Annotated in this window: 13 protein-coding genes and 1 other annotated feature; all 13 genes read right to left on the bottom strand. The window is 36.3% G+C overall.

Translation table 11 applies throughout. The features are described from left to right. Positions 1–18: 18 nt before the first annotated feature. The gene (locus tag ACTWQB_RS08550; protein ID WP_443138769.1) at positions 19–1395 is read right to left on the bottom strand and encodes a uracil-xanthine permease family protein; all 1377 of its coding nucleotides are present in this window, start codon (positions 1393–1395) and stop codon (positions 19–21) included. A 356-nt stretch (positions 1396–1751) separates the two neighbouring features. After that, complete coding sequence (pyrR, locus tag ACTWQB_RS08545; RefSeq protein ID WP_443138768.1) at positions 1752–2291, bottom strand: bifunctional pyr operon transcriptional regulator/uracil phosphoribosyltransferase PyrR; 540 nt, start codon at positions 2289–2291, stop codon at positions 1752–1754. Between the two features lie 172 nt (positions 2292–2463). Then, positions 2464–3375 (bottom strand): RluA family pseudouridine synthase, encoded by a 912-nt coding sequence (locus ACTWQB_RS08540; protein WP_443138767.1) that lies wholly within the window; start codon positions 3373–3375, stop codon positions 2464–2466. After that, entirely contained in the window at positions 3368–3841 is a 474-nt protein-coding gene (gene lspA, locus ACTWQB_RS08535) for a signal peptidase II (protein WP_443138766.1), read from the bottom strand. Before lspA ends, ACTWQB_RS08540 begins: the two co-directional genes overlap by 8 nt. Positions 3842–3957: 116 nt before the next feature. Next, positions 3958–6699: an isoleucine--tRNA ligase gene (ileS, locus tag ACTWQB_RS08530; protein WP_443138765.1), complete on the bottom strand. Its 2742-nt coding sequence runs from the start codon at positions 6697–6699 to the stop codon at positions 3958–3960. Positions 6700–6792: 93 nt separating this feature from the next. Further along, positions 6793–7007: a binding site (T-box leader), on the bottom strand. Between the two features lie 61 nt (positions 7008–7068). Further along, positions 7069–7584, bottom strand: coding sequence for a DivIVA domain-containing protein (locus tag ACTWQB_RS08525; protein ID WP_443138764.1), 516 nt, complete (start codon positions 7582–7584; stop codon positions 7069–7071). 81 nt (positions 7585–7665) lie between these two features. After that, a complete protein-coding gene (locus ACTWQB_RS08520) occupies positions 7666–8439 on the bottom strand; it encodes a YlmH family RNA-binding protein (RefSeq protein WP_443138763.1) in 774 nt (257 codons plus the stop codon). A gap of 32 nt (positions 8440–8471) precedes the next feature. Then, positions 8472–8738, bottom strand: a complete 267-nt coding sequence (locus tag ACTWQB_RS08515) for a YggT family protein (RefSeq protein ID WP_443138762.1) — start codon at positions 8736–8738, stop codon at positions 8472–8474. Positions 8739–8749: 11 nt separating this feature from the next. Next, positions 8750–9187, bottom strand: coding sequence for a cell division protein SepF (locus tag ACTWQB_RS08510; RefSeq protein ID WP_443138761.1), 438 nt, complete (start codon positions 9185–9187; stop codon positions 8750–8752). Between the two features lie 13 nt (positions 9188–9200). Continuing rightward, entirely contained in the window at positions 9201–9881 is a 681-nt protein-coding gene (locus ACTWQB_RS08505) for a YggS family pyridoxal phosphate-dependent enzyme (RefSeq protein ID WP_443138760.1), read from the bottom strand. Positions 9882–9909: 28 nt separating this feature from the next. Beyond that, complete coding sequence (pgeF, locus tag ACTWQB_RS08500) at positions 9910–10704, bottom strand: peptidoglycan editing factor PgeF (protein ID WP_443138759.1); 795 nt, start codon at positions 10702–10704, stop codon at positions 9910–9912. A gap of 62 nt (positions 10705–10766) precedes the next feature. Beyond that, complete coding sequence (locus tag ACTWQB_RS08495; RefSeq protein ID WP_443138758.1) at positions 10767–11024, bottom strand: YlmC/YmxH family sporulation protein; 258 nt, start codon at positions 11022–11024, stop codon at positions 10767–10769. Between the two features lie 155 nt (positions 11025–11179). Continuing rightward, on the bottom strand, positions 11180–11962 hold the full coding sequence (gene sigG, locus ACTWQB_RS08490) for an RNA polymerase sporulation sigma factor SigG (RefSeq protein WP_443138757.1): 783 nt from the start codon (positions 11960–11962) through the stop codon (positions 11180–11182). Positions 11963–12093 lie beyond the last annotated feature (131 nt).

The raw sequence follows: 12093 nt of genomic DNA, 5'->3' as shown, positions 1-12093 counted from the left end.
AGAAACACTCCTTGTTAACTAGCTTACTTGACGCTCATCTTGATCTGCTTCAAACATCTGGTCAGGGTTATTCGTCACTTTATCTCGACCAGGTAAAATTAAGTTCAGAACGACACCGATAATTGCTGATAATGCCATTCCAGATAGTTGCAAGTCAAAATCAGGAAGTTGCACTTCAATGTACATACCGCCAATCCCAATGACAAGAATGACGGATGCAATAATTAGGTTTCTGTTCTTACCTAAGTCAACATTGTTGTCAATTAACATTCTTAAACCACTCGATGCAATAATCCCGAATAGTAAAATGGATACGCCACCCATAACTGGCGTTGGAATCGACTCAATGACAACTGCGATGATATCGATAAACCCAAAGAAAATCGCAAGCACTGCTGCTCCACCGATGACAAACACACTAAATACTCTTGTAATCGCAAGTACACCAATGTTTTCTCCATAAGTTGTATTCGGTGGGCCACCAAGCATTGATGCTATTACTGTGGCAATTCCATCACCCAGTAAAGAACGATGTAAACCAGGCTTCTTAATAAAGTTTTGACCTGTCACTTTAGATAACACCATTTGATCACCAATGTGTTCGGTAATCGTAACTAATGCTATTGGCACCATAATTCCCACAATGGATAAACTAATGACACTAAATGGTGAGAAATCTACAAATGGAATTAAAAATTCTGGTTTAGTAAAAACGGCTGAGAGAAACTCTCCTATAGACGAAGCGCTTGTTAACTCATTCCAGCTAGCTTTGATATCTTGAGTATTTACAACACCAGCAAAGAGTGCAACCAAGTATCCTCCAACTATTCCAAGTAAAATCGGGATGATCTTCCAAAAACCTTTAAAGAAAACTGATGCAACGATGGTTATGGTTAAAGTAATAGCTGCTACACCTAAAAATGTAAGACTATAATTTCCGTCTGCGTCATTCATCGTCATATCAATCGCTGTTGGTGCTAAACCTAAACCGATGACCATAATGACAGGTCCTACTACAACTGGTGGTAATATATTGAGTAACCAATCTACACCCGCTAGGTTTATCAATAATGCAACGATTCCGTAAACAATCCCAACTAAAAATGCTCCTACCATTGCTCCTGCTAAGCTTTCAACCTGTGTTGCCACTATAATTGGCGTGATGAATGCAAAGCTCGAACCCAGGTATGCTGGAATTTGTCCTTTGGTGATGATTAAATAGCTTAACGTTCCAAGTCCACTTGTAATCAATGCGACACTCGGAGACATTTCTGTTAAAAATGGAACTAAGATGGTTGCACCAAACATCGCAAATAAATGCTGTAAACTTAAAATCAACCACTTATTCCATTTTGGTACGTCCCTAACATCTAACACTTTTTCGTTTGCGTTCATTTTTTATCCCCCTACAGAAGGTTTTACCTTCAGAAATTTTTATAAGCTTTGAAAAGTTAGTTTTATGGTGAGCGAAGTTGGCGACTCCAGCATGAACAGCACGAGCTGAAAATCCTATTTGAGAGGAAAAGGAATTTTCTTCTCTAAAGATAGTTGAAGCCGTACCCGCGGAAAGCGTCCACCGAAAGCATGTTTCACAATATCCAACTTCCAGTTTTTTGCATAAAAAAACCTCTTTGCGAAAGGTCGCAAAGAGGTACACTTGTACATACTACTCTTCGAGTAATATAAAACAAGCTCACGTTCACAACCTTTCTAGCCTCTCTGGACTAACTTTTAAAGGTTTATATATTTAATTATTCAAAAATACTAACTTGATCAACTGCATCAGATTCTTCTAGCTGAACCTTAATCACTTCATCCTGGGAAGTCGGAATGTTCTTACCGACATAATCAGCTCTTATTGGTAATTCTCTGTGCCCTCGATCGACCAATACAGCAAGTTGAATGATTTTCGGCCGACCTAAATCCATAATCGCATCCATCGCTGCTCTCACTGTACGTCCCGTATACAAAACATCATCTATTAATATAACGGTCTTTCCAGCAATATCTTGTGGAATGTTACGTTGGTTAACAGTCGGCTCATCGACTGTATCACGGTTAGATAAATCATCTCGATAAAGTGAGATATCAAGTTCCCCTGTTTCAATCGTAACACTTTCGATTTGCTCAATATTTTTCTGAATTCGTTTAGCTAAAGGTAGCCCTCTCGTCTTAATCCCAACTAAAATTAAATCATCGGTTCCTTTATTACGCTCAATAATTTCATGGGATATCCGTTTGATCGCTCTTGCTATAGCTGATTGGTCTAACAATTGTATTTTTTCCTGCATGACATCCCTCCTCAGGTAACATAAAAAACCTCTTTTGGCACACAAGGTGACAAAAGAGGTTGTTGTATACACTAATCCCCTATATATTTAACCGTCACCTTGATAGCCTCTCTGGACTATGTTTAAAGGTTTTATATTCTAATTGTTTATTTTAAAGGTTTATTTGTGAAAGTCAATACATTTTTGAGACATTTTCTAAAGTATCTTTAAAAATGTCTGGCGGCTCACAAGTAAAGCTCATTTGTTCACCTGTCATAGGATGCCTAAAAGATAGCTTTCTAGCGTGCAGTGCCTGTCCTTGAACATCTAATGTCTTACGCCGTCCGTATTTCGGGTCACCTACAAGTGGGTAATCAATATATTGAAAATGCACCCTGATTTGATGAGTTCTACCTGTTTCTAAATCACAATAAACGTGTGAGAACTTTTCAAATCGATCAACTACGGAAAAGTGGGTAACTGCTGGCTTACCATTATCAACCACTGCCATTTTCTGACGATCGTTTGGGTCACGCCCAATTGGAGCATCAATTGTCGCCTTGTCATGATCGATGACACCATGCACAATGGCTTCATATGAACGTTTCACTTCTTTATTTGACAATTGCTCTGATAGTATTTCGTGAGCTTGATCGTGCTTGGCAACAACTAATAATCCGCTAGTGTCTTTATCAATACGGTGAACGATTCCAGGACGATACACTCCATTAATTCCAGATAAATCATCACAGTGATAAAGTAAAGCATGAACTAATGTACCTGTACGATGACCATGTGATGGATGAACAACCATTCCTTTAGCTTTATTAACCACCAGCAAATGCTCATCCTCATATCGTATATCTAACGGAATATTCTCAGGTTCAATTTCAAGCTCTTGTACTTCAGGTTCTTCCCATACAACTTGGTCATTCAACTGGCATTTATAATTACTCTTTACTTGTTCGCCATTGACCTTAACGTAACCATCCCTAATCCATGATTGAATTTGGCTTCTTGAAGACTCTTTGTTTAGGTCTGTTAATACTTTATCAATCCGTTTATTTTGATACTCTTTTGTTATGATAAAATCTTGTTTACTCATTAACGTTCTTTCCTTTGTTTTTCATTTCATCTATTAACATGATTATAATAACTAAAGTTACTCCTACTGTCAGTGCTGAGTCAGCTACATTAAAGATTGGAAAGTCATAACCAAATATATTTAAATCAATAAAATCAATGACCTTTTGTAAAAATATACGATCAATAAAATTACCAATTGCTCCACCTAAAATAGAAGCAAATCCAACCATTAACCAAGGGTAGCTGTCCTTATACAACTGCATATAATAAACAATGATCCCAATTACAATGACAGTAACGATATAAAATAGCCACATTTGCCCTTCTAATATTCCCCATGCAGCACCAGTGTTTCTGTGAGATGTAATCCAAAAGAAACCAGGAATTACTTCCACAGAATCATATAGATTCATATTAGAAGCAACTGTCCATTTTGTAGCTTGGTCAAAAATAATGATTAATAGTGTTATGATATAGTATTTCACTTTGCTACCTCCATAAATAGCTATCCTATTGCATTTTACCACAAAAATTAAAAATTAACGATTTAAAATACAACAAAACACTAAGCTGTTCACTTAGTGTTTTGTTAAGTAAATATTTAACCTACAATATCTGCACAACGTTCACATAGTTCTGGGTGTTTGTCGTTGTTACCTACTGTGTGAGATGCTACCCAGCAACGTTGACACTTCTCACCATCATGTTTCTCAACCGCAACTGACACTCGATCATAGGATTTAGCCAAGTCGTGATTCTGAGCTAAATTCACTTCAGATACGATTAAATACTGATGTAAGTGTTCCATTGATTCTAATAAGTCCATTGTTGCTTCATCTTTTGGAACAATAGTTAATTTAGCCTCAAGTGACTTACCAATGATTTTATCAGCGCGAGCTTCTTCTAATGCTTTTAAAACATCTTCGCGGATATCCATAAATTGTTCCCATTTTTCTTTAATAGTAGCTTCTTCTTCAACTGCTCTACCCTTAGGCATATCTGTTAGTTGAACACTTTCTTCTTCTACACTTGGGATATACTTCCACACTTCCTCTGTAGTATGTGAAAGGATCGGTGATAAAAGCTTACTCAAGCTTACAATCATTTCATAGTAAACTGTTTGAATACTGCGACGGCGATGATTGTCTGCCTGCTCAATGTATAAGATATCTTTTGCGAAATCTAGATAGAATGAGCTTAAATCAACCGTACAGAAGTTGTTAATTGTATGGTAAATCGTTGAATACTCATATTCATCATATGCTTTACGCACTTTGCGGATTGTCTCTTGAAGACGGATCAGCATATAACGATCCACTTCTTCTAATTCTGCATCGGCAACAGCGTCTTGTGCTGGATTGAAATCATGTAAGTTACCAAGTAAGAAACGGAACGTGTTACGGATCTTACGATAGACTTCAGCAACTTGCTTCAAGATATTATCTGACACTCGAACATCAGCAGAATAGTCAGTACTTGCAACCCAAAGGCGTAAAATATCTGCCCCTAACTGCTTCATAATCTTAGAAGGTACCATAACGTTACCAAGAGATTTACTCATCTTACGTCCTTCACCATCTAAAGTGAATCCGTGACTTAAGATTCCTTTATAAGGAGCTTTACCTGTTACAGCTACAGATGTCGTTAGAGATGAGTTAAACCAACCACGATATTGGTCAGAGCCCTCTAAATATAAATCAGCTGGACGGTCTAAATCGTCACGCTCAACTAACACACCTTGGTGCGTTGATCCTGAGTCAAACCAAACATCCATGATATCAGTTTCTTTTGTAAACTTTCCGTTTGGACTTGATGGATGAGTGAACCCTTCAGGTAATAAATCTTTTGCTTCTCGCTCAAACCAAACGTTTGAACCATGTTCTTTAAACAGGTTAGCTACGTGTTCAATGGTCTCTTCTGTGATAATAGGTTCACCATTTTCACCATAGAACACTGGAATTGGTACACCCCAAACGCGTTGACGAGAAATACACCAGTCTTCACGGTCTTTTACCATGTTGTGCATACGAACTTCACCCCAGTGCGGGTGCCAATCCACATCCTTAACGGCTTGTAGAAGTTGCTCTCTGAAATCTTTAACAGAAGCAAACCACTGTGATGTCGCGCGGAAAATCGTTGGCTTCTTTGTGCGCCAATCATGTGGATATGAATGTGTAATAAACTCAAGTTTTAGTAATGCTCCAACTTCATCTAACTTCTGTGTAATTTCTTTATTGGCTTTATCATAAAATTGTCCTTCAAAACCTGGTGCTTCTTCAGTAAATACACCTTTTTCATCAACTGGGCATAAGACATCTAAACCGTATTGTTTACCAATCCAGAAGTCATCTTCACCATGACCAGGTGCTGTGTGTACACAACCAGTACCCGATTCAGTGGTTACGTGATCACCTAAAATGACTAATGAGTCGCGATCATAGAAAGGATGTCTTCCCACAACTTTTTCTAATTCTTGGCCTTTTAAAGTTTTAACAACAGTTGGGTTTTCCCATTCAACTTTTTGTGCGACTTCTTCAAGTAAGTCATGAGCAATGACATACTTTGAACCATTTGCATCCACAACTACATACTCCAGGTCAGGATGTACAGCAATGGCTAAGTTTGCTGGAATTGTCCAAGGCGTTGTAGTCCAGATTACAATCTTCTCATCTCCATCTAATACGCCTTTACCATCTGTAACATCAAAACCTACATAGATGGAAGGAGAGCGTTTATCTTGATATTCAATTTCAGCTTCAGCTAAAGCTGACTCCGAAGATGGTGACCAATAGACTGGTTTTTTACCTTTATAGATATAGCCACGTTTTGCCATATCTCCAAAAACGCGAATTTGTTGTGCTTCGAATTCTGGCTTTAATGTAATATAAGGGTTATCCCAATCACCGCGAACACCTAACTGTTTGAACTGCTCACGTTGACGATCAATTTGATCAAGGGCATATTCTTCACAAAGTCTTCTAAACTCAGCAATGCTTAGTTCTTTACGTTTAATTTTCTTCTTCTTTGTAAGGGCAACTTCAATTGGCAGTCCGTGAGTGTCCCACCCAGGTACATATGGTGCATGAAAGCCTGCCATGGATTTATAACGAACAATAAAATCCTTTAAAATTTTATTTAAAGCATGCCCCATGTGTAGGTCACCGTTTGCATACGGTGGTCCATCATGTAAAACAAATAATGGGCGCCCTTTAGTACGATCTTGAACTTTTTGATAAATGTTTTCATCTTCCCATTGTTGTTGCATTTCTGGTTCGCGTTTCGGTAAATTACCACGCATTGGGAACTCTGTTTTCGGCATTAAAAGCGTATCTTTGTAGCTCATGCAAATCCTCCTTAGAAATAACCTTTTTACAAACGTTCATATACATTCTTGACTACTAAACGAAGAGATAAAAAAAGAGTTTTCTCATCCCAAAATAGGGACGAGAAAACTCGCGGTACCACCCTCATTGAATAGCTTATTAAAACTATTCCACTCAGCATTCTTAACGTGAATGACCCGTCCTCTTCTACTTCATTCAAAAAGGAACTCCGGGATGATCTTCCTTAAGAAATCGTTACTAGGCTCACACCATCCCTAGCTCGCTTGAACGACTAACACTTAAGTACTGTTCCCATCTTCGTTTTAAATTTATAATATGCTTATACGATATGAAATTATATGGAAAAATGCGAATTTCGTCAAGAAAAATTAATCAGAAGTTGAATATTCACCGATATGATGATTTTCTTCTTCACCTGTCTCCACTTGAAATAAGTCTTCCCAATCATCATTATCAATAATATCTAATTGTGCTTCAACTAACATTTTTAATCTTGTACGGAATACTTTTGCTTGTTTTTTCAACTCTTCAATTTCCATCGCAACCGTTCTAGATTTTGCTAATGCTTCGTTAACAATACGATCAGCATTCTTTTCAGCTTCCTTAATAATTAATTTAGCCTCTTTATTGGCATTGTTTTTCACTTCATCTGCCGTCTCTTGAGCGACTAGTATAGAACGGTTCAATGTTTCCTCTATGTTATTAAAGTGACTATTTTTCTCTTCTAATTCTGAGACTTTGTCCTCTAAAGATTTTTTCTCACGCATAACCTTCTCAAAATCTTTAATAACTTGATCTAAAAATTCATTTACCTCATCTTCATCATAACCACGAAAACCTCTTGTAAATTCCTTATTATGAATATCTAATGGAGTTAATCCCATTATTTTACCCCCTTTATTGTACTCAAACGTCGCTAGATTATTGTTAATATTCGACAACAACTCTTTAAATCCTTCATTTTTTTACTTTAATTTCGCAACACGTATTAAATATTTTTGTTTTTTCGTTTCACCCAAAATGTCGATAACTTTACTACGACCTTTCTTTCTTAATGATATTAAATCACCAGGTTCAACAACAAAAGAAGGATCACTAACAACTCTATAATTGACCTTAACTGCTTCTTTCTTTATAAACTCTTGAGCTTTTTGTCGCCCCATTTGGTAAATCTCTTTTATGACGACATCAAGTCTTGTCGAAGAAACCGTTGTATCTTTCTCTTCCCAATCATGCTCAGTTTTTCTTATTGATGTAAACGGTTCTTCCTTTAGTTGTATACTTGTATTTTTTATTTTAGTTAACTGCATCTGAACAAATACTGAAATCTCTTTAGCTAAAATAATTTGAAATATACCATCTTTTAAAATTAAATCTCCAATTTTCTTTCTTTGAATCCCTAATGACATTAAGGTTCCTAGAACATCACGGTGACTTAATGAGACAAATTTTTGATGATAAGCCCCTTCTAAAACTGTCATATTATAAGAATCTTCATCAACTTGCTCATAAAAAGGAGCTAGGATTGCTTGTTTACGTTCTGCTTGATCATATCCACCAAAAAAGTGCAACTGTAAGTCACTCTGTTTTCCTATAATTGACTGAAAAATTGTTTGCTCACGTGGATTTAAGAAGTCCGTTACAACCATTTTATAATGTGTTTCAACTTGCTCTTTCCAGTCAAGTGCTTGATCAATAAATGCTTGCTCTTCTGCCCTAAAATGCTGATATATACTCATATATTTCCTTTCCTTAGCCTAATTACTGACCATTAGAGTAAAAAGTTATAGAATAATACTCTTGCACCATTTGATGCTAGGTGTAAAACGATTATGGCTACGATTGGAGAAATATCAATCATACCTAATGGTGGAATGATTTTTCTAAATGGTTCTAAAAACGGTTCACAGATTTTTGCAAGAAATTGTCCAATCGATGAGTCACGTGCACCTGGAAACCAAGACATTAATATATAAGCAATTAATGCAAATGAATAAATCTCTAAACCTAAAATAACAATATTAGCTAAAAACAACATACCCTTTTACCCTACTTTCTATTAAATTGTTCATCTTCACCAAATAATTCACTAATACTTCCAGAGATATTGACATGCTCAGGTGTACACAGAAATGTCTGTTGACCCAGTCTTTGAATATTCCCATTCAAAGCGTACACAGTACCGCTTAAAAAATCAACGACTCTACGGGCTGTCTGTTGGTCTAGTCGTTGTAAATTCACGACAATCGATTGACGTTTTTTTAAGTAATCGGCCAATTCTTGCGTTTCATCATAGTCCTTAGGTTCACATAAAACCATCTTTGCATCCTGTTGAATTGATGTCAGACTTACAATGTTATCTCTGGATTTAGAAGAAGCTTGTTGTTCATTGTCCTGTTGTTCTGAATGTTGTTTACGAACAGGTTCGTCCACCTCTTCATATTCTTCAAATTCAAAGAAAGACTTTATTTTGTCTTTGAAACTCATGGTTGAACCTCCTCTATTTTCTCTCGTTGCCTACTAAACTAGAACCAACTCTTATATGAGTAGCACCTTCTTCAATTGCAATTTCAAAATCATTGCTCATCCCCATGGATAAATATGTACATGGTGCGTGGTCAAATTTCAAATCACTTATTTGATCTCTTAAAACTCGTAATTGTTTAAAGCAAGACCTTATAAAGTCTTCATTATCTGTCAGTGGCGCCATAGTCATTAGGCCAACAACCTTAATATTTTCATATTGTTTTACCTGTTCTATAAAAGAATCTAATTCATCGGGTTCTAGACCATGTTTTGACTCTTCTCCACTAGTATTAACTTGTACAAAACATGGTACTACTCGATCACTACGTTTGTTAATTTCTTTCGCTAATGACAACCGATCTAATGAATGGATATAATCAACATCATTGATAATGTTTTTTACTTTTCTTGATTGCAATGTGCCGATAAAATGCCAATTAACAGTCTCTCCAATAGCTTGATGTTTTTCATGAAATCCTTCTAGTCGGTTTTCACCCAAATGTTTAACTCCAGCGTCTACAGCTTCTTGAGCTGTTTCAATAGAGACATATTTGGTTACAGCTATAACATTTATGTCAGATTGAGATCTTCCTGACCGTTCACAGGCATGTGATATACGTTTCTTTATTTGTTCGTAATTAGCTTGAATCGACATTGACATCCCCTCTTGTACATCTTTTAGTCTATTCTTTATAAATATAAGCCATCATACGTCCGGTTTTACCTTGATCACGTCTATGTGAAAATAACAGTTCCTCATCATCATACGTACAGTAAGTGGTAGTATAAATGTTTTCTTCACTAACACCATTGTCGACTAAATATTGAGAATTTAGTCGTTTTAAATCTAATAAATAATGACCTTTAGTTGTTGGTGTTAATACTTCTTCGTGATATTTAGATGGAATATTGTCAATTACACGTTGATCTACTTCATAATTCTTCTTGGAAATACAAGGTCCAATTACCACTTCAACTTCTTGTGGCTTTATGCCTTTATCTTTAAATAATTCAATCATATTTGGACCAATTTTTTGTACTGTACCTTTCCAACCCGCGTGTGCAATTCCAATCCAGTTGGCTTCTTTTGACATAAATAAAAGTGGAACACAATCAGCATAAAATGCCGTTAACACATGGTCTTTTTGATTAGTTATAAGACCATCCGCTTCCATCCTTGGATGATGATGATTAAACTTTTCTTGATCAGTATAGTCGGTTAAATCAATAATAACGTTACTATGTACTTGATTTAAAGATTTCCATGTTGTTAGATCAGTGCCAATTTGCTCACTAAACATTTTTCTATTCTTTAGAACATGTTCTTCATGATCATTGACATGAATGCCTAAATTCATAGAGTCATAGGGCTTTTCACTGACTCCATCTTTTCTAGTTGAGAAACCAGCACGTACACCTCGATCGTTCCAAGGTGCAACTTCTAATACATTGCTTTCATTTAGTTTTAGTATTTCCATAGAATATCGCTCCTTGTGATATCCCCATTCTACCATAGATTATAGCAATTTTCTTCTATCTTTTAAGACTCAATTTGACGATTTCCGCTTGGTAATCGAACGAGAATGACATCTTCTCCGATGGTATCAATATTTGACCAACGAATGAGTAATTCTTCATCTTGCCCAAACAAGCCGAACATTTTGCTGCGCGTCGTCACAACTAAAGCCAATACAACACCTACCGTCACATCTATTTCTAAATCATTGATAAAGCCGATTTTCTGACCGTTCTCGACATTAATGATGTCTTTAGTTTGTAAATCGGATAACAACATCATAATCACCCCTTTGTCATACTTATATGAGATGACGAGTAAAAATAGCCCCGAAATTCAAATGAGAGTTCTATTGTATATCGCACAATAGACCAATAGTCCATAAATACACAAAAACACACGCGAACTTTTTAAAAATTCGCGTGTGTTAAATACTTTTAATTTTCTAAAACATTTTTGTTCATTTCTTTTATCGCAGACTTCTCTAACCTTGAAACTTGTGCTTGAGAGATTCCAATTTCCTCTGCGACTTCCATTTGCGTTTTGCCTTCAAAGAATCTTTGGTTAATAATTAATTTCTCTCGATCATTTAAACCTTTAATTCCTTCGCGGATTGCTAAATCGTTAATCCAAGATGAATCTTTTTGTTTTTCATCTTTAAGCTGATCCAACACAAATATCGGATCACTTCCATCGTTGTAAATTGGTTCGAATAAAGAAACTGGATCTTGAATTGCATCTAATGCGAACACAACATCCTCTTGAGGCACGTCCATTTCCCGCGCAATTTCTTGTGTCGTTGGCTCGGTAGATGTTTTACTCATTAACTGTTCTTTTACTTGTAAAGCTTTGTATGCTATATCTCTTAATGACCTTGACACTCTAATCGGGTTATTATCTCTTAAGTATCTTCTTATCTCTCCAATAATCATCGGAACTGCATAAGTTGAAAATTTTACGTTTTGTCCTAGATCAAAGTTATCAATGGATTTCATTAAACCGATACAACCCACTTGGAACAAATCGTCTACATTTTCGCCTCTGTGGTTAAATCGCTTAATAACGCTTAATACTAATCTTAAGTTTCCATTCACTAGTTCTTCTCGTGCTTCCACTTCTCCTGACTGCATTCTCCTAAATAATTCTCGCATTTCTTCATTCGTTAAGACTGGTAGCTTCGATGTATCAACACCGCATATTTCCACTTTATGTCTCGACATATATGCCCCTCCCGCATGGAGATGATGTTCAGTTTAAAGTTTCTCCATATCGGAAGTTTTTATGCGGTAGGAATTATTTTCATAATATTATATGAGATGTGTACAATTTCAAAAGTAAGGATATTACTAAC

The sequence above is a fragment of the Piscibacillus sp. B03 genome, assembly GCF_052246295.1.
Taxonomy (GTDB): domain Bacteria; phylum Bacillota; class Bacilli; order Bacillales; family Alkalibacillaceae; genus Piscibacillus.
Note: the sequence above shows the minus strand (reverse complement) of the source record. Positions and strands in the feature narration are given on the sequence as shown.

Coding starts and splice junctions, on each gene's coding strand:
- ACTWQB_RS08550 (WP_443138769.1), bottom strand. CDS start 1,395: ATGAACGCAAACGAAAAAGTGTTAGATGTTAGGGACGTACCAAAATGG.
- pyrR (WP_443138768.1), bottom strand. CDS start 2,291: ATGCAGGAAAAAATACAATTGTTAGACCAATCAGCTATAGCAAGAGCG.
- ACTWQB_RS08540 (WP_443138767.1), bottom strand. CDS start 3,375: ATGAGTAAACAAGATTTTATCATAACAAAAGAGTATCAAAATAAACGG.
- ileS (WP_443138765.1), bottom strand. CDS start 6,699: ATGAGCTACAAAGATACGCTTTTAATGCCGAAAACAGAGTTCCCAATG.
- ACTWQB_RS08525 (WP_443138764.1), bottom strand. CDS start 7,584: ATGGGATTAACTCCATTAGATATTCATAATAAGGAATTTACAAGAGGT.
- ACTWQB_RS08520 (WP_443138763.1), bottom strand. CDS start 8,439: ATGAGTATATATCAGCATTTTAGGGCAGAAGAGCAAGCATTTATTGAT.
- ACTWQB_RS08515 (WP_443138762.1), bottom strand. CDS start 8,738: ATGTTGTTTTTAGCTAATATTGTTATTTTAGGTTTAGAGATTTATTCA.
- ACTWQB_RS08510 (WP_443138761.1), bottom strand. CDS start 9,187: ATGAGTTTCAAAGACAAAATAAAGTCTTTCTTTGAATTTGAAGAATAT.
- ACTWQB_RS08505 (WP_443138760.1), bottom strand. CDS start 9,881: ATGTCGATTCAAGCTAATTACGAACAAATAAAGAAACGTATATCACAT.
- pgeF (WP_443138759.1), bottom strand. CDS start 10,704: ATGGAAATACTAAAACTAAATGAAAGCAATGTATTAGAAGTTGCACCT.
- ACTWQB_RS08495 (WP_443138758.1), bottom strand. CDS start 11,024: ATGATGTTGTTATCCGATTTACAAACTAAAGACATCATTAATGTCGAG.
- sigG (WP_443138757.1), bottom strand. CDS start 11,962: ATGTCGAGACATAAAGTGGAAATATGCGGTGTTGATACATCGAAGCTA.